The sequence below is a fragment of the Ancalomicrobiaceae bacterium S20 genome (genome assembly GCA_040269895.1).
GTDB classification, from domain to species: Bacteria; Pseudomonadota; Alphaproteobacteria; order Rhizobiales; family Ancalomicrobiaceae; genus Methyloraptor; species Methyloraptor flagellatus.
The window spans coordinates 4,625,321-4,645,968 of the sequence record CP158568.1 but is presented as its reverse complement, the minus strand read 5'-3'; the positions used below and the strand labels follow the sequence as shown (position 1 = coordinate 4,645,968).

Annotated in this window: 16 protein-coding genes and 1 tRNA gene; 7 read left to right on the top strand and 10 right to left on the bottom strand. The window is 68.6% G+C overall.

Annotation, left to right across the window (positions count from 1 at the left end; genetic code table 11):
• Positions 1-40: 40 nt before the first annotated feature.
• Both ABS361_21035 and rpmB read right to left on the bottom strand, forming a co-directional pair.
• On the bottom strand, positions 41-640 hold the full coding sequence (locus ABS361_21035) for a VUT family protein (GenBank protein XBY46974.1): 600 nt from the start codon (positions 638-640) through the stop codon (positions 41-43).
• 260 nt (positions 641-900) lie between these two features.
• A complete protein-coding gene (gene rpmB / locus ABS361_21030) occupies positions 901-1,188 on the bottom strand; it encodes a 50S ribosomal protein L28 (GenBank protein ID XBY44464.1) in 288 nt (95 codons plus the stop codon).
• 494 nt (positions 1,189-1,682) lie between these two features.
• Between rpmB and ABS361_21025 the strand changes: the two genes are divergently transcribed.
• From ABS361_21025 to ABS361_21000, 6 genes are all read left to right on the top strand, one after another.
• Positions 1,683-2,597, top strand: coding sequence for a DUF3108 domain-containing protein (locus ABS361_21025; protein ID XBY44463.1), 915 nt, complete (start codon positions 1,683-1,685; stop codon positions 2,595-2,597).
• A gap of 1,375 nt (positions 2,598-3,972) precedes the next feature.
• On the top strand, positions 3,973-7,224 hold the full coding sequence (locus ABS361_21020) for a helicase-related protein (GenBank protein XBY44462.1): 3,252 nt from the start codon (positions 3,973-3,975) through the stop codon (positions 7,222-7,224).
• Positions 7,221-7,526 (top strand): RNA-binding S4 domain-containing protein, encoded by a 306-nt coding sequence (locus tag ABS361_21015; protein ID XBY44461.1) that lies wholly within the window; start codon positions 7,221-7,223, stop codon positions 7,524-7,526. The genes ABS361_21020 and ABS361_21015 overlap by 4 nt, the downstream gene beginning before the upstream one ends.
• Positions 7,527-7,733: 207 nt before the next feature.
• Positions 7,734-8,072, top strand: coding sequence for a ferredoxin FdxA (fdxA, locus tag ABS361_21010; protein XBY44460.1), 339 nt, complete (start codon positions 7,734-7,736; stop codon positions 8,070-8,072).
• Between the two features lie 547 nt (positions 8,073-8,619).
• Positions 8,620-9,231, top strand: coding sequence for a CarD family transcriptional regulator (locus ABS361_21005; protein ID XBY44459.1), 612 nt, complete (start codon positions 8,620-8,622; stop codon positions 9,229-9,231).
• A gap of 376 nt (positions 9,232-9,607) precedes the next feature.
• Positions 9,608-10,474 (top strand): RNA polymerase factor sigma-32, encoded by an 867-nt coding sequence (locus ABS361_21000; GenBank protein ID XBY44458.1) that lies wholly within the window; start codon positions 9,608-9,610, stop codon positions 10,472-10,474.
• Positions 10,475-10,483: 9 nt separating this feature from the next.
• Here ABS361_21000 and ABS361_20995 read toward each other — a convergent pair whose 3' ends face one another.
• Both ABS361_20995 and ABS361_20990 read right to left on the bottom strand, forming a co-directional pair.
• Positions 10,484-12,001 (bottom strand): M48 family metalloprotease, encoded by a 1,518-nt coding sequence (locus tag ABS361_20995; protein ID XBY44457.1) that lies wholly within the window; start codon positions 11,999-12,001, stop codon positions 10,484-10,486.
• On the bottom strand, positions 11,986-12,894 hold the full coding sequence (locus ABS361_20990) for a thermonuclease family protein (protein XBY44456.1): 909 nt from the start codon (positions 12,892-12,894) through the stop codon (positions 11,986-11,988). The genes ABS361_20995 and ABS361_20990 overlap by 16 nt, the downstream gene beginning before the upstream one ends.
• A gap of 288 nt (positions 12,895-13,182) precedes the next feature.
• Here ABS361_20990 and ABS361_20985 point away from each other — a divergent pair.
• Positions 13,183-13,259 (top strand) — tRNA-Arg (locus ABS361_20985).
• A 59-nt stretch (positions 13,260-13,318) separates the two neighbouring features.
• On the opposite strand, the gene ABS361_20980 is transcribed toward ABS361_20985, so the two are convergent.
• From ABS361_20980 to iolG, 6 genes are all read right to left on the bottom strand, one after another.
• Positions 13,319-13,945, bottom strand: a complete 627-nt coding sequence (locus ABS361_20980) for a flagellar basal body-associated protein FliL (protein ID XBY44455.1) — start codon at positions 13,943-13,945, stop codon at positions 13,319-13,321.
• Between the two features lie 70 nt (positions 13,946-14,015).
• Positions 14,016-14,813: a 5-deoxy-glucuronate isomerase gene (gene iolB, locus ABS361_20975; protein XBY44454.1), complete on the bottom strand. Its 798-nt coding sequence runs from the start codon at positions 14,811-14,813 to the stop codon at positions 14,016-14,018.
• Between the two features lie 14 nt (positions 14,814-14,827).
• Positions 14,828-15,727, bottom strand: a complete 900-nt coding sequence (iolE, locus tag ABS361_20970; GenBank protein XBY44453.1) for a myo-inosose-2 dehydratase — start codon at positions 15,725-15,727, stop codon at positions 14,828-14,830.
• Positions 15,724-17,547, bottom strand: coding sequence for a 3D-(3,5/4)-trihydroxycyclohexane-1,2-dione acylhydrolase (decyclizing) (gene iolD / locus ABS361_20965; protein XBY44452.1), 1,824 nt, complete (start codon positions 17,545-17,547; stop codon positions 15,724-15,726). The genes iolE and iolD overlap by 4 nt, the downstream gene beginning before the upstream one ends.
• A gap of 12 nt (positions 17,548-17,559) precedes the next feature.
• On the bottom strand, positions 17,560-19,491 hold the full coding sequence (gene iolC, locus ABS361_20960) for a 5-dehydro-2-deoxygluconokinase (GenBank protein ID XBY44451.1): 1,932 nt from the start codon (positions 19,489-19,491) through the stop codon (positions 17,560-17,562).
• 5 nt (positions 19,492-19,496) lie between these two features.
• The gene (gene iolG / locus ABS361_20955; protein ID XBY44450.1) at positions 19,497-20,501 is read right to left on the bottom strand and encodes an inositol 2-dehydrogenase; all 1,005 of its coding nucleotides are present in this window, start codon (positions 20,499-20,501) and stop codon (positions 19,497-19,499) included.
• Between the last annotated feature and the right edge of the window lie 147 nt (positions 20,502-20,648).

The window sequence follows — 20,648 nt, the reverse complement described above, 5'->3', positions numbered from 1 at the left end:
CCTCCGCACCGGGCTTCTTCATTTTTGCAGGATGCGCCGATCAGGCGGTCTGCGCGGCCGGCATCGGCCAGAGCGCATTCATGATCAGGCGGTAGGGCACCAGCAGCGCGACCGCGAAGACGAGCTTCACACTGAGGTCGGCGACCGCCCAGCTGATCCAGCGCGGCGCATCGAAGGCGAGGCCGGCCAGGAACGGCGCGGTCTCGATCGCAAAGGCGTCGCTTGCGGCGATGAAGCCGAACACCGGCGCGAAGGCGAGCGAGAAGAACACGGCGGTATCCGTGATCGATCCGGCGACCGAGCCGACGAAAGGCGCCTTCCACCAGGCAACCGACCGGCGCAGCCGATCGAACAGCGTTACGTCGAGCAGCTGGCCGATCAGGAACGCCAGACCCGAGGCGATCGCGATGCGCGGCGAGGACAGCGCCAGCGACAGCACGACCGCGACCGCGAAGCCGGCGAGGACGACGCGCCGGGCGATCGCCGCGCCGAAGCGCCGATTGGTCAGGTCGGTGACCAGGAAGGCGAGCGGATAGGAGAAGGTGCCCCAGGTCAGCAGATCGGCGAGGTCGATCCGGCCGATCCTGGCCGCGACGGGATATTGCACCAGCACGTTGGAGGCGACGACCACGGCGGTCATCGCCGCCACGGCGACGAGCAGTGCCGTTCGCGGCACCGCATTCAAGCCAAGGCGGGATGTAGAAGAACGGGACATGGGTTCAGTCTCCGGATGCAAGCGCGGCAAAACAGGCCACGCGACGTGAAGACGAGCGCAAACCGGCCGGATCGCGGGGATCCAGCCGGTTCACGAAAGTCTTCGAGGAACGATCCGCTGCCGCCCCTTTCGAGAAGGAGCCGCGGACCGGAAGCGCCGGCGGGAGAGCCCGCCGGGCCCGCTCGTCAGGCCTGGGCGGCCTTCTGGGCGATCTCGCGCTTGATGAGCTGCGCGCGCGGCGACAGCTCACGATCGTCCGCCTTCGCCAGGAACGCGTCGAGGCCGCCGCGATGCTCGACCGAACGCAGCGCGTTCGCCGAGATGCGCAGCTTGACGTTCCGGCCGAGGGAGTCGGAGATCAGCGTCACATTGACCAGGTTCGGCAGGAAGCGCCGCTTGGTCTTGTTGTTGGCGTGGCTGACGTTATGTCCGGTCTGCACGCCCTTGCCGGTCAGTTCGCAGCGCCGAGCCATGGCAAAAGTCCTTCTTGTCGTCCGTGTCCGCACGGGCTCTCGCCCGGTGACACCGGATCGTACGTCTCACGAGGTGTCGGAAAAGTTGGGTTCGTATAGGCGGGCGCCCGCCCGGCGTCAAGCCCGCACGCGATTTCAGGCTCGTACAACAGACGGCTATCCCCGCAAGCGCGGCCTCGCGCGCGGATCGGCTTCGGCAACCTGCCAGGGGCCATGGCATGCGTTGTCCCCCGGAATCGACGACCGTAGAATGACACGGCTTGCGCGACCCGACAAACATTCGTCCTAATCCGCTCGCAGCGTGACGCTCGATCCGGATGCCCGCCGATTCCCGACCGCAGAGGCCCCGTACCGAAGCCGCTCGGTGGTCGGGCCCGTCCCGGCTGACGAAGTCTCGGGGCCGCGGTCTCGGGGCCGCAGTCTCGGGATCAACAGTGTTCGGGATTGCACCGTCGTCGCCGGAGCCGTCGACCTCGCTTGAACGGAGATCGTCCGTGGTCCGCATTCTGAAGGCCCGCCCCGCGAAGACAGCAGGCGCCCGGATCGTTAGGGCTTCGGCCGCGTCAGGCGCGATCCGCGCCCGCGCCGCCGCTTGTGCGATCGCCGCCGCGGCGACGGCCGGCGCCGCCTCGACCGCCCACGCCCAGCCCGACGGCGAGTTGAAGGCCTCCTACGAGGTGACCATCGCCGGGATCGAACTGGCGCGCGCCAATCTGCTCGTGAAGACGCAGAACGACCTCTACACCGCCAAGGTCGGCTATCGCACCGCCGGCGTCGCCAAGGCGATCGTCACCGCCAAGGGCGAGGCGATGTCGACCGGCGCGATCAAGGACGGCAAGCCGCTGCCCGTCACCTACAATCTCGACGCCCGCGACGACCGCAAGAGCCAGAAGGTCGTGCTGGCCATGAACGCCGGCACGATCAAGGCGATGGAAGTCGAGCCGCCGACCAAGCCGCAGCCGGACCGCATCCCGATCGGTCCGGAGCACCAGAAGAACATCGTCGATCCGCTGAGCGCGATCCTGATGCCGGTGCGCAAACTCGACCAGAAGCCCGAGAGCGTCTGCGAGCGCAGCTTCCCGGTCTTCGACGGCTGGACGCGCTACGACGTCAAGCTCTCCTACGCGGCATCCGAAGAGGGCAAGCGCGACGGCATTTCGGGTCCGTTCGTGACCTGCTCGGCCCGCTGGATCCCGGTCGCCGGCCACAAGCCGGACGCCAAGGGCACCAAGTTCATGTCCGAGAACAAGGACCTGTCGGTCACCCTCGGCCTCGCCTCGGACGTCGGGCTCTATATTCCGGTCAAGATCTCGGTCCGCACCATGGTCGGTACCGTGGTCGTCGACCTCGAGAAGGTGACGCGCACCGCGCAGAACGGCGCCGGCAACCAGACCCAGGCGGTCAAGTGACCGCCTGACGCCGCACATCACAGCTTCTTGGCCTTTTCCTCAAGCGCCGGCCGGCCCTGCCCGCCGGGGCTTTGCCTTGCCGTCTCCGCAACCGCGGGGCTGGAGTTCGACGCCGCCATACCCGTCCCGCTAAGGAACAAGGCTCTTAACCCGGACCGCCTTCGCGGGCGCCCGCGCGCAGACCGCTGCGCTAGATGTTGAGTCAGCGCGCACCGGCGCCACCACATCCGGCGAGAACAAATCCGGAAACGCCGCGCCGTCGATGATTCGTCGCCGCATCGTTCGCTGTTTCGCCGAAGCATGAAAACCCCGACACGCCGTCGATTTACCTGTCGTTAATCCCATCCCGATGCGGGACGGAATGATGAAGATCAGGCCGGGACGCGCCGCTCCGGAGGCTTCCGAACCGCCCAGATCTAGCGTGGCCGGGCCGCTGCCTCACGACATCGAGCGAGAACAAAATGCGAATCGACATCGGACGCCGATTCGTGCCCCGCCCGTTCCCGCTCTCGTCGAGAGGTGAAGGCGCGTGTCGCCCAACGCTTTAAGAGAATTTACCTTTTTTCAATCCGACGCCGATCGCGCGAACCGACGAACCGCGTCCCGAAACGATACGAGATGCTGACCGGCCGAGCCGCGAAACTAGGCCCTTCGCACGCCAACCGGCTTCGCGCTTGGGCCTGCGATCCGCTCGGACCACCAGATCTGGCCGTGAACGAAACGCGAAAGGCGTCGATCTCGCGATTCGTGCCCGAGTCGTCCGTGAGTCGTTCACGGCGGCCGGCGTTCGTTAACGAGTCGAGACCGAGACTCGGCGAAGTTGCGGTTGACAGTCGCCGAGTCGCGTGCGCCATCCGGGGACGAAGTCGTTAACAAGAATTGAGACACGGCCGAGTCAAGCCCTTGCCTTGAATCACGATTTGGTAGCCGGAGACGCTGCTCGAGCTAGATCGAGCCGTGAACGAATCCTGAATCGTCTGAAGTCAGCGATTCGGACGCGATTCGTTCGAGACTCGTTCCAGTTGTCCCGAACATCCTTCAAAAGGCGACACCCGTCGCGCCCACGGCGGCGGGATCGGCGCCACGGCAATTCCACGCGCCCCCCTTGAAAAGGCACGCATCCGCGCGCCACCTGTGCTAGGAACGCGGGCCCCCGCCCCGGGATCCGCCCTTCCGGGTCCTCCGCCTCCCCCTGTCTGGAGCCGCGCCCCGCACCATCGACCCCCAAGCGATCGATGCCCGCCGTCGATCTTCACGATTCCCAGCGATCACCGGCCGAGCCGACGTGATCCGCCGCGGAGCCGGACGCCGGTCGCCATGATGGTCACCATCGCGGTCGACACCGTTCCGGGACCGCCTCCTCGCACATACGGCCATGAACCCGCTGTCTCGCGCGCCCCTGCCCCCTTCGATCCGAGCGAAAACCGTGACCGCGGTGCTCGGGCCGACCAACACCGGCAAGACCCATCTGGCGATCGAGCGCATGCTCGCGCACAAGTCGGGGCTGATCGGACTGCCGCTGCGCCTGCTCGCGCGTGAGGTCTATCAGAAGATCGCGGCGCGTGCCGGCGCCGATCAGGTCGCGCTGATCACCGGCGAAGAGAAGATCATCCCGCCGAATCCGCGCTATTTCGTCTCGACCGTCGAAGCGATGCCGAAGGAGACCGACGTCGACTTCGTCGCCATCGACGAGGTCCAGCTCGCCGGCGATCTCGAGCGCGGCCATGTCTTCACCGACCGCATCCTGAACTTGCGCGGCCGAGGCGAAACCCTGCTGCTCGGTGCACAGACCGTGCGCGGGCTGCTCGAGAAACTGCTGCCCGGCCTCAATGTCGTGACGCGGCCGCGCATGTCGCAGCTGACCTATGCCGGGTCCAAAAAGATCACGCGCCTCCCCGCGCGCTCCGCGATCGTCGCCTTCTCGGCCGACGAGGTCTACGCGATCGCCGAGCTGATCCGCCGCCAGCGCGGCGGCGCCGCGGTCGTGCTCGGCGCGCTCAGCCCGCGCACCCGCAATGCACAGGTCGATCTGTTCCAGTCCGGCGACGTCGATTTCTTGATCGCGACCGACGCGGTCGGCATGGGGCTCAACCTCGATGTCGACCATGTCGCCTTCGCCGGGAACCGCAAGTTCGACGGCTATCAATATCGCAACCTCTCCGCCGCCGAGCTCGGCCAGATCGCCGGCCGCGCCGGCCGGCACCTGCGCGACGGCACCTTTGGTGTGACGGGTCGGGTCGATCCGCTCGACGACGAGCTGGTCCAGGCGCTGGAAACCCACCAGTTCGCGCCGCTGAAAGTGTTGCAGTGGCGCAATCCGCAGCTCGATTTCAGCTCGATCGACGCGCTGCGCCGGTCGCTCGACCGCGCGCCGGCCGAGGAAGGCCTCGCCAAGGCGCCCCCGGCCGACGATGTGACCGCGCTCGAATTCGCCGCCCGCGACGGCGACATCGCGCCAAATGCCAAGGGCGAAGCGCTGGTCACGCTGCTATGGGACGTCTGCCAAGTGCCCGATTATCGCAAGATAGCGCCGGCAAACCATGCGGAACTGGTCACGACGCTCTATGATTTTCTCGTTCGACGCGGCACGATATCGGACGACTGGTTCGCCCGGCAGGTCGCCGAAGCGGACAAGATCGATGGCGATATCGACACACTGTCGAACAGAATCGCCCATATCCGTACCTGGACCTTCATCGCAAATCGTCCGGACTGGTTGACGGACCCCGTCCACTGGCGCGACAAGACGCGCGCGATCGAGGATCGGCTGTCCGACGCCTTGCACGAACGCCTCACACAGCGTTTCGTGGATCGCAGGACTTCCGTCTTGATGAGACGCCTGAGAGAGAACGCTATGCTCGAAGCGGAGATCACCCCCGCCGGCGACGTCGTCGTCGAGGGTCATCGTGTCGGCCACCTTCAAGGGTTCCGGTTCCAACCGGACACCACGGCCGAAGGACCCGATGCCAAAGCCGTCCGCAACGCCGCTTCGAAGGTGCTCGCCACCGAATTCGAAGCCCGCGCGGACAAACTGTCACGCGCCGGCGCCGGCGAGATCGCCCTCGCCGCCGACGGCACGCTGCGCTGGCTCGGCGAAACGGTCGGCAAGCTCGCCCGTGCCGACGACGCCTTGCGGCCCGCCGTGCTGCTGCTCGCCGACGAGCAGCTGACCGGTCCGGCCCGCGACAAGGTGCAGGCGCGGCTCGACCAGTGGGTGAAGACCCACGTCGAGACGCTCTTGAAGCCGCTGACCGACCTGCGCGACGCCCCCGATCTCGAAGGCATCGCCCGCGGCGTCGCCTTCCAGCTCGTCGAGGGCCTCGGTGTCTTGGAGCGGTCGCAGATCGCCGACGAGATCAAGTCGCTCGATCAGCCGATGCGCGCCGGCCTGCGCAAGTACGGCGTCCGCTTCGGCGCCTACCACGTGTTCGTGCCGCTGCTCCTGAAGCCGGCGCCGAGCGGGCTCATCGCGCTGCTGTGGTCCTTGCAGCACGCCGATGCCGATCCGCAGCAGATCGCCGAGCTGCACCAGCTCTCGGCCTCGGGCCGCACTTCGATCCCGGTCGACAAGGCGATGCCGAAGGCGCTCTACCGCCTCGGCGGTTTCCGCGTCTGCGGCGAGCGCGCGGTGCGTATCGACATCCTGGAGCGTCTCGCCGACATCATCCGGCCGCTGATCGCCTGGAAGCCGCTCGATCCGACCGTGACGCCGCCCGAGGGTGCGGTGCCCGGCGGCGGCGCCTTCACGGTAACGGTCGCCATGACCTCGCTGCTCGGCTGCTCGGGAGAGGACTTCGCCTCGATCCTGAAGTCGCTCGGCTATCGGGTCGAGAAGCGCAAGCTGCCGAAGCCCGCGCCGCGTCCGGTCCGTCTGGAGCCGGCGGCCGTGGCTGCCGCGGCCCATGCCGAGGCCGCTGCCGCTGCGTCGGCGAGCGCCGAGGCATCGGAGACCACCGAGGCCGCGACCGATGCCTCCGAGGCGCCGGCCGAGATCGTCGCCACGATCGAGGCCGCGCCCGAGACGCCCGTGGCCATCGAGGCGTCGGAGACGACGCCGGCTGCCGAGGCGAATGCCGAAGCGCCGGCCGTCGAGACCGAGGCCTCTGCCGAAGCCGCCGCCCCCGCGGAGGAAGCTGCTGCCACGAGCGACGCGCCGGCCGAGCCGCCGACCGAGCCGGAGCTTCTGGAAGTCGACGTGTGGCGGCCCGGCCGGTTCGAGCGCGGCGACCACCAGCATCGCGGTCCGCGCCGTGACGAGCGGCGCGACGACCGTCGTCCGCCGCGCGAGCCGAACGCAGCCCAGCGCCGCGCCTCGAAGCCCCGGTCGGCGACGGCGGCCGCCCGCCGCGTGAAGGCGGTCGTCCGCAGGGCGATCGCCCCCGCGTGGCGATCGGCCGCACGGCGAGCGTCGCGACCGGCCGGATCGGGGCGGCCATGGTGGTGGGCACGGTGGCGGTTTCGGTGGTGGCCATGGCGCCGATCGCCGATCCGGCCACGACAAGCCGAAGCGCCCGGAGAAGCCGCTCGATCCGAATTCGCCCTTCGCCGCGCTCGCCGCACTGAAGGCGTCGATGGAGCAGAAGCAGAAGCCGGAGAAGTGACCGGCCGTCGCGAGGACGTGCGGTGACGAGAGACGCGGCACCGGCCGAGGACCGACAACGCATCGACAAATGGCTCTGGCACGCCCGCGTCGTGAAGACGCGGACCGCCGCCCAGGATCTCGTGCGTTCGGGCCACGTCCGGCTGAACCGTGCCCGGATCGACACCGCGGCCCACCCGATCAGGATCGGCGACGTCCTGACCGTCACGCTGGCGCGGCAGGTGCTGGTGCTCAAGGTGCTCGGCTTCGCCGATCGCCGCGGCCCGGCGTCGGCGGCCCGCCTGCTCTATGAGGATCTGGCGCCGCCGACCCCGCCGGGGCAGACCTGAACCATCGAGCGCCCTTCCTTGTCGCGCGGCGGCAGGGACGGTCGCGCATGGCTGGGATGCGCCGCGTAATTCACCCGGTAGCGCAAGGGCGGACGGTGTCCGCGCTTGCGCTCCTGCCGGACATTGGCTAACCCGTGCCCCGTGAAAGGCCGCCCCGCGTCCAGCGGAGCTTGTCCCGCCGGCGGCGGAAGGCGAGAGGATCGCGCCATGACCTACGTGGTCACCGACAACTGCATCAAGTGCAAGTACACCGACTGTGTCGAGGTCTGCCCCGTGGATTGCTTCTACGAGGGTGAGAACATGCTGGTCATCCATCCCGACGAATGCATCGACTGCGGCGTCTGCGAGCCGGAATGCCCGGCCGAGGCGATCAAGCCCGACACCGAGGCCGGCCTCGAGAAGTGGTTGGGACTGAACGCGGAATACGCCGCGCAGTGGCCGAACATCACCTCCAAGCGCGACGCGCCCGCCGACGCCAAGGAATGGGACGGCGTGGCCAACAAGCTCGAGAGCCATTTCTCGCCGAAGCCCGGCAAGGGCGACTGACCGCGCGACCGCACCGGACCGATCACCGCGATCCGCATCCGATGACCCGGCCCGCCGTGGGCCTGGTTGCTTGTGCGCGCGGCGGTCGCGGCGGCTCGATCGGCCCTGCGATGCCGTGACCGCGGCAACGCGTCAGACCGGGACATGAAGCGGTCGGGCACCGGCCCGACCGGCCCCTGAAGTATTTAACTTTCAACGACTGTCCTCCGACGCTGGTGCTTTCACACCCGCGTATTTTGTGGTATGCAGTACAGACAGTCGAAGTTTTCCCCCGCCGGCACCTCCCAAAGGGAGTCAAGAATGGTCTGCTTGAGCTGCCTTACTGCTCAGCACGAAGCCATGACATGTCCCACGCCGAGGCGGAGAGTGTCCTTCCGGACCGACTGAACATCCGAGCGGCTCGAGTTGAGCGTCCTGCGGCGTCGCTGCGGACGCCACTTTCGTGTCGAACCGCGCTGACCGACGGCGTCCCGCGCCGACGATCGAGGATGGTGTCTCTCGCAAGGCCCCGCCGGCGGGGCCGAACACGGGCAGGAGTATCGGGCGTATGGCCACCACCACCATCAAGAAGACGTCGCAGACGCGTCATGGGTTCAAGGCGGGGGAGCACATCGTGTATCCGGCGCACGGCGTCGGTCAGATCACGAGCATCGAAGAGCAGGAAATCGCGGGCTACAAGCTCGAACTCTTCGTCATCTCCTTCGAGAAGGACAAGATGACGCTGCGCGTTCCGGTCTCCAAGATCGCGGCGGTCGGCATGCGCAAGCTCTCCGAGGCGACCGTGGTCAAGAAGGCGCTCGAGACGGTGAAGGGCCGCGCCCGTGTGAAGCGCACCATGTGGTCGCGCCGCGCGCAGGAGTACGAAGCCAAGATCAACTCCGGCGATCTCGTCGCGATCGCGGAAGTCGTCCGCGACCTGTTCCGTGCCGAGAACCAGCCCGAGCAGTCCTATTCGGAGCGCCAGCTCTATGAAGCCGCCCTCGATCGCATGGCCCGTGAGGTCGGCGCGGTGAACCGCATCTCCGAGACCGAGGCGATCCGCCAGATCGAACAGAACCTGATGAAGAGCCCGCGGCGCGTCGCCAAGGGCGAGGAAGTCGAGGCCGAGGCCGAGACCGATCAGGAGTTCATCGACGAGGAGCAGGAAGAGGCGGCGTAAGCCGTCCCTGCGTCGCTCGCAGTCGACCAGCCCGGAGGCGAAAGCCTCCGGGTTTTTTTGTGCCCTGACGTCAACTTTTCGTGACGCGCGACGTGACGGAACCGAGTCGCTCGCTTTGCATTGCAGCATCGGGGGGTTGTCGGTGACGCCCGTCGTCGACGACGTATCGGACGGTGCCGCAAGGTCCCGCTGCGTTTCACGCGCCTCTCAGGCGACATCGGCCGATGTCACGGAGGCGTAAGCGTCTTTGCCGACCATCGGAGCAAATCACCAGGGGGTTTTTCGGCATAGACCAAGGTGCGACGACGATGGTCTTCAGATCCGACATCGGGGCGTCTACGTATGAGATGCCGGGAGGAAGCGAGAGGGACTGGTCATGACGAGTCCGATGAACGCCAGACGGCGGTTCGTGAAGGCGGCAATGGAGGCTCCGTACCTCGGCCGCGAGGAGGAGCACGACCTCGCCGTCCGCTGGCGCGACGGCCGCGACGAGGCGGCGCTGCACCGCCTAACCGCCGCGCACATGCGCCTGGTCATCGCGCTGGCCGCGCGCTTCAAGCATTTCGGCCTGCCGGCCTCCGACCTGATCCAGGAAGGTCATGTCGGCCTGCTCGAGGCCGCCGCCCGCTTCGAGCCGGCCCGCGAAGTGCGGTTCTCGACCTACGCCACCTGGTGGATCCGCGCCGCGATCCAGGACTATGTCCTGCGCAACTGGTCGATCGTGCGCGGCGGCACGTCGTCCTCGCAGAAGGCGCTGTTCTTCAACCTGCGCCGCCTGCGCGCCAAGCTCGCCCGCGGCACCTCCGACCTGACCGAAACAGAGATGTTCACCGAGATCGCCAACGCGGTCGGCGTCTCGCGCGCCGATGTCGAGGCGATGAACGCCCGGCTCTCGGCGCCCGACACCTCGCTCAATGCGCCGCTCTCGGAAGCCGACGGCGGCGGCTCGGATCGGCAAGACTTCCTCGTCGCCGATGCGCCCTTGCAGGACGAGATGGTGGGGGAGCAGATCGACGGCGAGCGGCGGACCATCTGGCTGCGCGGCGCGCTGAAGGTGCTGTCCGAGCGCGAACTGCGCATCGTGCGCGAGCGCCGGCTCGAAGACGACGGCGCGACGCTCGAGGCCCTCGGCGAGAAGCTCGGCATCTCCAAAGAGCGCGTCCGGCAGATCGAGAACCGCGCGCTCGAGAAGCTCAAGGTCGCGCTGCTGCGCCAGCAGCCGGACCATGCCGCCTTCGTGTGAGGCCGGCCGTCACTGGTCGGTGACGACCTTCATCAGCTTGCCCGGATCCGGCTGCTCGCCGGGCTCCAGCCCGTTCAGGACACGGAACAGCTCGCTCTTGCGATCGACACCGGACATCTGCTCCGCCAGCTTGTCGACCGTGTCGCCCATCTTCACCTTGACCAGACGCAGCCTGAGCGGCCTCAGCCGGGCGGATTCCTCGGGCGTCAGGCGCCGGAAGCTCTGCAAGGTCTGCTGGAACGCCTCGTCGAGCGAGACGCCCTGATCCTGGGCGGCGAAGATGAACCGGTAGGTGGTCTTGCCATAGCGCACCACGCCGACCCGGAAGGTCCAGCCATCGGTGATCGCGGTCGCCGCCGCGCCCTGGAACTCGCCGACCTGCATCGGCCGGATGCTGTCGCGCACCAGCCCGTTGATCCAGCCCGAGGCCAGATAGTCGGTCAGCGCGGTCGCCTGCGGCACCGCGACGCCATCGAAGCGCATGGCGGTGCCTTGCGCGTCGGTGGCGTGGACCGCGACCGAGGAATTCTCCAGCGTATAGCCCTGCGGCACGGTGAACTGGATGCCGAGCGCCTTGTGCTGGAAGTTGCGCCCGCGCACGAACCCTTCGGACGGATTGTCGCCGAAGATCATGCCGTCGAGGCCCTGCAGGTAGCGTTCGCGCTCCTGCTCGCCGATGCCCGGCGCCGCGATCTCGCGCGCCGCCCGGACCGCGAAGGTGATGCGCTCCGGCGTCGAGGGGTGCGAGGACAGGAAGTCGGGTCGGCCTTTCTCCCCCTGCTGGCCGGCGCGGTTGGCGCGATATTCGGCATAGCGCGCCATGCTCGACAGGAAGCGCGAGGCGGCGAACGGATCGAAGCCGGCGCGCGCCAGTGTGCGCACACCGATCGCGTCGGCCTCCAGTTCTTGCACCTGGCTGAACCGGGCGAGCGACAGCTGCGTCGTGGTCAGCGCCAGCCGCTGGGCGTCGGAATCCGCCGGCGCATTGCTGAGCGCGCGATTGACCACCAGCGCCGCTTCCTGCCGGCGCTGGCGGGCGATGGCATGGCGCGCGGTGACATGCGCCATCTCGTGCGCGATCACCGCCGCGACTTCGGACGTATCGTTGGCGAGCGCGAGCAGACCGCGCGTGACATAGAGATTGCCGGTCGGCAGCGCGAAGGCGTTCACGACCGAGGCGTTGAGGATGGTGATCCGATAGGCCTGCGACGGGTCGTCGGAGGCCGCGACCAGCCGGCCGACGGCGCGCGCGAGCGCCTGAGCGGCGGCCGGATCGTCGTAGACCCCGCCGTAGCTCGCGACGATGCGATCGTGCTCGGGGTCGGTGCTCGGCGGGTTGAGGCCGGGGGAGATGACGTTGGACGGCGCCGCGGTCGGCTCGATCATCGTGTCGACCGAACCGCCGACCGAGGAGCAGGCCGCCAGCACGATCGCGGTCGCGACCAAGACGCCGGTCGCCGGAACGATCCGGCCCAGCGCTTCGGTCCACCCGCAGATCCGCCTCGCGACGCTCACCGCTTCACCCATTCGATCTGTTCCGGCATCGTGATCGCGATGCGGGCGCCATCTCGCCCCGAGGGATCGAGCGCCGTCACCAGACCACGGACCCGGATCGTCTTGCCGTCGAGTTTCGCCGGTCCGAAGCCGGCCGCCTCGATCGCGGCCCGGCTCTTATCGTCGATGACAACCGCGAAGTCACGCCGTAAATCCGTACCGAAATTGAGATAGGTTCGGGTTCCCGAACGTCCCACCGAGACGACCCGCCCCTCCACGATCGCATAGCTTCCCTGTTCGCCCGCGAGCCCGTGGTCGACCGCGGCAAACGGCTTCAGCGCGGCTTCGCGCCAGAGCCCGCGTTCCGCCGCGCGCGCCCGCGCTTCAAGATCGAGATGCCCGCGCGCACAGGCATCGCCGTCCGGCACGACCTTCGCGAGCCCCTCGCCGACCAGCGTGGCGGCAAGCGAGACGCGATCGACCACCCGGACGAGATGCCCGACCGTCCGGCCATGCCGGTCGGTGCCGCGCCCCGCCAGCGAGAATTCCCAATCGGAGGCGAGCGCGGCGAGCCGGGCGCGTGCCGTCTCGGAGAGTTCTCCGAGATCGAGGTCCCGGCCACGCCCCGCGAGCGGCGGCCTCGGCCCCACGATCCCCGCGAGCCGCACGACACGCCCGTCGCCGAGCCGCACCGTATCAGCCCCGAGCGCGGCCGCGATCCGCACGGGCTCGGGCTCGATCGCCCCGAGGCAGCGCGGATCGGCGCGCACGGGCTCCGCGCCGGCCGAGTCCAAAACGCAGCACAACACACCAAAGCACAGGAGGACGATAGCACAGCCGAGCAGCCGGCGGCGCGCGCGACCGAGCGCCGCGACCGGACGCACGCCGGCGAGCCGAGCCCCGCGGCGGTATCCCGGCTCCGACATTGGCCCCTTCGCGATCACCGATCGCCCCCAAATCTCCCGGTCCCGGCACCGGGTCGCGCATGCCCGCGCAACCGCGATGCGCCGGCGAACCGACGCTCCGGCAACAAGGTTCCACCTCGGCCGGCCGACATTGTGGCTGGCTCCGGGACCATTGTGGCCGCGCCGCGACGGATCTGTGAAGCACGACGATGGCAGGACCGCCGCGCTGAAACAGCAGCCGAAACCGAGCCGCGAGACCCGCCGGGCCGATCTCGCAAGCCGGATTGAATCATGCTATGCGGAGCGCATGTCCCGGTAGCTCAGCAGGATAGAGCAACGGTTTCCTAAACCGTAGGTCAGGGGTTCGAATCCCTTCCGGGACACCAGTTTTCTGACGCCCGATGCGCTGCTGCGTCAGTCCCTCCGGTCTTTGGACTGCTCGGGCTCAGTTGCCCTTTGCCTGACCCACCGCCGCCGGCTCGACGATCCGGCGCGCGTCGGCGACCTTTCCTTGCGCGTCGAACTTCAGCACGATCACCCAGTCGAACACCGCGCCCGGCCATTTGCCGCCCGGGATCAGCGGCGCCACCTCGACCCCGAGATTGGCCAGCAGCGTCGGCATCATGCCGTGGTGCCAGGAAATCAGCACCGTCCGGCCCTGCTGGGTCTCTCCGAGCCAGCGCACCATGCCCGCCACGTCGGCATTGGCGAAACCGTGCTCGATCGGCAGGCCGAGCGCCTGCGACAGCGGCGTGATGGTCAGGCGCGGCCGCGCGCTGTTCTTGCTGTCGGCGGTGGCGACCAGCGTATCGAAAGTGAGCGGCCGGCCGTCGACCTGAAAGCGGCGGAAATAATCGGCGTAGTTCCGGGCCCGGACCTCGCCCGCCGGCGAGAGACCCGGCCCGGCGTCCGGCTTCTCGGCATGGCGCACGAGCACAACGGTCGCGCCGGCCGGGCCGCGCGCGTCGGTGATCGGCGCGATCTTGGCATGATCCTTCGCCGTCGCATCGCCGACGATCAGGGCCAAGGCGGTCAAGCCACAGACGAGAAGCGCACCGATCCGATTCAGCATGGAAGACCCTCATGCAGGTAGGAGATCATGTCGCGCAAGCGTCACACGGCACGGACGCAGCGTCACCCCGTCACCCCATCAACCAGGCGTGATCCGGATCGGCGATGAACCGCCATTTCCGCAAGGGTCCCGCCATCACGTTGAGATAATAGAGCTCATAACCATGCGGCGCGCCGCAAGGGTGGTGGCCGCGCGGCACCAGAACCACGTCGTGGTTCTTCGCCGCGATCGTCTCGTCGAGCGACCCGTCCTCGGTGTAGACGCGCTGGACCGCGAAGCCCTGCGGCGGGTTCAGGCGGTGATAATAGGTCTCCTCGAGATAGGTGATCTCGGGAAACCGGTCCTCGTCGTGGCGATGCGACGGGTAGGACGACCAGTTGCCGGCCGGCGTGAACACCTCCGTGACCAGCAGGCTGTCGGCGACGTCCTCGGCCTCCATCGCGATGTTGTTGATCCAGCGCGTGTTCGAGCCGGTGCCGCGCTGCGTCAGCGTGATGCCCTCGGGCCCGAGCCGGCGCGCGGCGTGGCCGCCCTTGCCCGGCGCCTTGCAGACGGCGAGCGTCAGCGCGGTCTCGGCGATGGCCCGCCAGTCGCTGCCGTTCGGGAGGTAGAGCGCATGCGGCGGCGTCTTCTCGAACACATTCATCCGGTCGCCGAGCACACCCCAGTCCTGGCCCGCCGCGGTGATCGCGGCCTTGCCCTCGACCACGACCAGGATCGCTTCGTCCGCGCCGAGCGACCCGGTCGCGGTCTCGCCCGGCGCGAGACGGTGGAGTTCGAACCCGACATAGGTCCAGCCGGCCGAGGTCGGCGTGATGTCATGGACCTTGCCGGTCGTGCTCGACGGCTTCACCAGGAGCTTCGACATGGGACGCCCTCCCCTCAGGCCCGATCGAGGCCGGCTTCGCGCGCAAAACCCTTGAGCGAGGCGAGGCCGAGGCTCTGGTACTCGAACGGATTGCGCACCGCCGGATCCTGCTCGGCCTCGATGACCAGCCAGCCCTGGTAACCGTGATTGGCCGCCGTCGCGAGCACCGGCACGAAATCGACGCCACCCTCGGCGTCGCCCGGCACGGTGAACACGCCGCGCCGCACGCCCTCGAGGAACGACAGGTTGCCGGCCTTCACCTCGGCCATGACCGACGGCCGCACGTTCTTGGCGTGGATGTGCTTCACGCGCGCCATGTGTTTGGCCGCGACCACCGCCGGGTCGCCGCCACCGAAGAAGCAATGGCCGGTGTCGAACAGGAGATGCGTGTGCGGACCCGTGTGGGTCATGAACAGGTCGATCTCCTCCGGCGTCTCGACGATCGTGCCCATGTGGTGGTGGTAGACGAGCGTGATGCCGTGCTCAGCCGCGAAGGCCGCCAGCGCCTCGACGCCGGCGCCGAAGGCCGGCCAGTCGACCATATTCAGCACCGGCTTGTCGGCGAGCCCGACCGCGTCGTTGCCATGGATCGCGTTCGACGTCTCGCAGGTGATGATCACCTTCGAGCCGACGGCGTTGAGCAGGTCGAGGAACGGCTTCATCGCCGCCTTCTCGTCCTCGATGCTGTTCTTCAGGAGGTTCAGCGAGTGCCAGCCGGAGACGTATTTCAGGCCGCGGCCACCGAGCTCGCGCGCGATGCCCTCGGGCGTGGTCGGCAGCTTGTGGCCCTTCTCGATGCCGTCGAAGCCGATCGCCTTCGCCTCGTCCAGGCACTGCGCCAGGCTGATGTCGGCGCCGAGGCTCTGATCGTCGTCATTCGACCAGGCGATGGGATTGGTGCCATAGAGGATCATGACCGGTTCCCGCGTTCGTTTTCGTAAGCCGCGCGCGCATCGCGCACCTCGCGGCGCGTGGAGACTTCCGGCACCGCCACATCCCACCAGTGGCCGCCATGCGGCGTCGACGGATAGGGGTCGGTGTCGATCACGATCACATAGGGCCCGGTCGCTTGCCTGCGACCGGCGAGCGCGCGTTCGAGCTCCGCGACAGAGCCGACCTTGACCGCCTGCGCCCCGAGCGAAGCCGCATGGGCGGCGAAATCGATCGCCGGCAGTGTCTCGTGGACGGTGTGGGCGAGCAGATTGTTGAACTCCGCGCCCCCCGTCGCCCGCTGCAGGCGGTTGATGCAGCCGAAGCCGCGGTTGTCGGTGACGACGACCGTGAAGGCGATGCCCATCATCGCCGCGGTCACCAGCTCGGAATTGGCCATCAGGTAGCTGCCGTCGCCGAGCATGCAGACGACGTCGCGGTCCGGCTCGGCCATCTTGATACCCATGGCGCCGGCGATCTCGTAGCCCATGCAGGAGTAGCCGTATTCCATGTGGTAGCCGCCCGGCCGCGGCGATTTCCAGAGTTTGTGCAGCTCGCCCGGCATGGTGCCGGCCGCGCACATGACCACCGTGTCGCGGTGGCTCGCGCGCTGGACAGCGCCGATCACCTGCTGGTCGGTCGGAAGCTGGTTGCCGTCGGCCGGCACGGCGGTCAGCGGATCGACGGCGGCGAACCAGTCCGCCTTCAGCGACGCCGGGGGCTGTGCGAAACGATGATCGCCGAGCGCGGCATCGAGTTCGCCGAGCGCGACGCGCGCATCGGCCTGCAGCGGCAGCGCGCCATGCTTGACCGCGTCGTAGGCCGCCACATTGATGCTGACGAGCTTGCGCCCCGGCCGCCGGAACAGCGCCCACGAGCCCGTGGTGAAATCCTGGAACCGCGTACCGACGCCGATCACCAGATCCGCCTCGGCGGCCGCCGCGTTGGCCGACGACGATCCCGTCACGCCGATCGGCCCGAGGTTCAGCGGATGATCCCAGGGGAGCGATGATTTGCCGGCTTGGGTTTCCACGACCGGAATGCCGTGTGCCTCGGCGAAACGGGCGAGTTCGGCCGTCGCGCCGGAATAATGCACGCCGCCGCCCGCGACGATCACCGGCTTCGACGCAGCGCGGATCGCCGCCGCGACCGCGTCGAGCTCCGCCGTGTCCGGCCGCACGCGCCGCTGCCGCCAGACACGCGGCTCGAAGAAGGCCTCGGGCCAGTCGAACGCCTCGGCCTGCACGTCCTGACAGAAGGCGAGCGTCACCGGCCCGCAATCGGCCGGATCGGTCAGGGTCGCCAGCGCGCGCGGCAGCGCGGCGAGAAGCTGCTCCGGTCGCATAATGCGATCGAAATAGCGGCTGACCGGTCGGAAACAGTCGTTGGCGCTGACCGTGCCGTCGCCGAAGTCCTCGATCTGCTGCAGCACCGGATCAGGACCGCGGCCGGCAAACACGTCGCCGGGCACGATCAGGATCGGCAGGCGGTTCACATGCGCGAGCGCGGCGGCGGTGACGATGTTGGTCGCGCCCGGTCCGATCGACGAGGTCACCATCATGGCGCGGCGGCGGCCGAGCTGCTTGGCATAGGCGATCGCGGCATGCGCCATCGTCTGTTCGTTCTGGCCTCGCCAGGTCGGGAACACGTCGCGGACGCCATGCAGCGCCTCGCCGATCGCGGCGACATTGCCATGGCCGAAGATCGCCCAGCAGCCGGCGAGGAACGGCACGCCGTCCTCGTTCATCTGGACGGAGAGATACCGCACCATCGCCTGCGCGGCAGTCAGTCGAACGGTCGTCATCGGCTCGAAACCTCAGGCGGGAACAGGGGCGGAAGCACTGGAGGCGGCGGCGCGTTGGCGCGCGCCGTCCCAAACGGCGGCGAGACGCGCATAGTTCTGGACCATCTGCGCGACGGCGGTCGCGTCGTCGATCTCGCCGAGGAGCCAGGCGCGCGCGGAAGCGCCCCAGATCGTCCGGCCGACGGCAAACCCCTTGACCAGATCATGCGCGGCCGCGCCTTCGAGGCGCGGGATCAGCTCGACCTCGGGCGCGTCGAGCCCAAGCACGACGATGCCGCGGCAGTGCGGATCGTGGCGCGCGATCGCCGCGCAGGCATTCGCCCAGGCCGCTTCGGTCTCGAGCGGCTCGAGCTTCCACCAGTCGGGGAAGATGCCGCGATCGTAGAAGCGCTCGATGATCGTCGCCGTGGTCCGGTCGTCGACCGGCCCGACCTTGGACGGGATCACTTCGAGCAGCAGCTCGAGACCGTTGCGCCGCGCACTCGTGTAGAGCCGCTCGACGGTGGCGATCTGGTCCTCCCAGGTCGCCGCGTCGTCGTCCGGATGGCAGAAGCACAGCACCTTGACCACGTGCTCGGCCGGCCATTCGGCGAGGCCGCCACAATCGGGACCGAGATCGGGCTCCAGCGTCAGCGGCCGCGAGCCGGGCCACTCGGCCGGGCGGCCGATCCAGAGCCCCTTGCCGGCAGCCCGCTGCAACGCCGCGCGACCCAACCGATCATCGCAGAGCAGGCCGTAGCCGGTACGCCCGGCCGCGACCGTCTCGACCGCTTGCAGGCACAGGAGCTTGAACGCGCCGGCCTTCTCGGGCGTGAAGCCCGGCAGATCCTCGAACTGCCGGCGATGGTCGAAGGCGAACACCCGCATTTCCGGCCATTCGCGCGTCCGGTTGGTCGACCAGTGGATCTGTTCGAGCGCCGGATCGTGGCGCAGCGCCGGCGTGACGACGCCGCGCTTCAGGAAGAACTGCAGCTCGTCCCAGCTCGGATACGCCGGCGTGCAGCCGTGCCGGCTGACCGCGAAGGCGCCGCAGGCGTTGGCGTATTTGAGCGTGACCGGCCAAGGCTCGTCGTCGAGCCAGCCGCGCAGCAGCCCGGCCATGAAGCCGTCGCCGGCGCCGAGCACGTTGAAGACCTCCACGGGGAAGCCCGGCCCGACCTCGCCCGCGTCGAGGCTGTCGGGGATCGGCCCGGCAAAGGCGCTGGCGCCCATCGGGCCGCGCTTGCAGACGAGCGTCGCCGGCGTCAGCGCGCGCACGGCGCGGAGCGCGGCGATCGTATCGGTCGAGCCGCCGGCGATGTGGAACTCTTCTTCCGTGCCGACGATCAGGTCGAACAGATGCAGATGCGCCTGCAGCCGCGCGGTGACCGCCGCGCTCTCGATGAACCGGTTCTCGCCATCGCCGTGGCCGGAAAGACCCCAGAGATTCGGCCGGTAGTCGATGTCGAGCGCCGTGCGGGCACCGGTCTCGCGCGCGAGCCGGAGAGCCTTCAGCACGGCGGCTTCGGTCCGCGGATGGCTGAGGTGCGTGCCGGTCGCGACGACCGCGCGTGCCTCCGCGATGAAGGCCGGATCGATGTCGGCCTCGCACAGCGCCATGTCGGCGCAGTTCTCGCGATAGAAGATCAGCGGGAACTGCCGGTCGTCACGGATGCCGAGAATGACGAGCGCGGTCAGCCGCTCCGGGTCGGTCGCCACACCGCGCACATCGACGCCCTCGCGCGCCAGTTCCTCGCGCAGGAACCGGCCCATGTGTTCGTCGCCGACGCGGGTGATCAGCGCGGATTTGAGCCCGAGCCGTGCCGCGCCGGTCGCCATGTTGGTGGGCGAGCCGCCGACGTATTTCTGGAACGACCGCATGTCCTCGAGCCGGCCGCCGACCTGCGCGCCGTAGAGGTCGACCGACGAGCGGCCGATGGTGATGACGTCGAGCGGCTTCGCCATGGCGGTCAGCCCGTCACTTCGGCGACGGTGACCGCGCGACCCTCGGCGACCGACTTCAGCGCGGCTTCGGCGAGCGCGAGCGCCAACAGGCCGTCATGGCCGGAGACCGGCATCGGCGTCTTGTCGCGCAGCGCCGCGATGAAGGCCGCGATTTCGTTGGCATAGGCCGCGACATAGCGCGTCATGAAGAAGTCGAGCAGCGGCGGCCGGCCGTAGCCCGTGGCGGTCGCGATCTGGATATTGGCCTGGTGGGTGTTGTCGGCCGACACCGCACCCTGCGAGCCGAGTACCTCGATGCGCTGATCGTAGCCGTAAGCCGCGCGGCGCGTGTTGGTGATCACCGCCTGCCGGCCCGAGGCCGTGCGCAGGATCACGTTGACGCTGTCGAAGTCGCCGGCCGTGCCGATCGCCGGATCGACCAGCACCGAGGCCGCGGCGAGCACCGTGTCCGGCTCCTCGCCGAGCAGCCAGCGCGCCATGTCGAAATCGTGGATCGTCATGTCACGGAAGATGCCGCCCGAACGGCCGATATATTCGACCGGCGGCGGCGCCGGATCGCGCGACACGATCGTCACCATCTCGACCGTGCCGATGTCGCCGCGGTCGACCGCGGCCTTCACGGCGCGGAAGTCAGGATCGAAGCGCCGGTTGAAGCCGAGCATCAGCGGCGCCTTCGTCTCGTCGACGACCTTCAGGCAAGCCTGCACGCGGGCGAGCGACAGATCGACCGGCTTCTCGCAGAAGATCGCCTTGCCGGCGCGCGCGAACAGCTCGATCAGGTCCGCATGCGTGTCGGTCGGCGTGCAGATCGCCACCGCGTCGACGTCGGCGCTCTTGGCGATCGCCTCGATCGAGCGGATCTCCGCCCCCGTCGAAGCCGAGAGCGCTTCAGCCGCCGCCGGCAGCGCATCGGTGACGGCGACGATGCGGGCATCCGGATTGCCGGCGATCGCGCGGGCATGCACCTTGCCGATACGGCCGGCGCCGAGAACGGCGAAATTGACGGTCACTGCTGCGTCTCCCTCTGCCCTGGTGATCGGCCGTCCTGCGTGGAGGCCGGATCGGGTCCGTCGCTCGTTGGATGTCGGTGCTGCCGATCGGTCGTCGCCGACAACCGCCGTCCGTCCTGGAAGACGGGGCGCTGCCGGCGCTCGCCG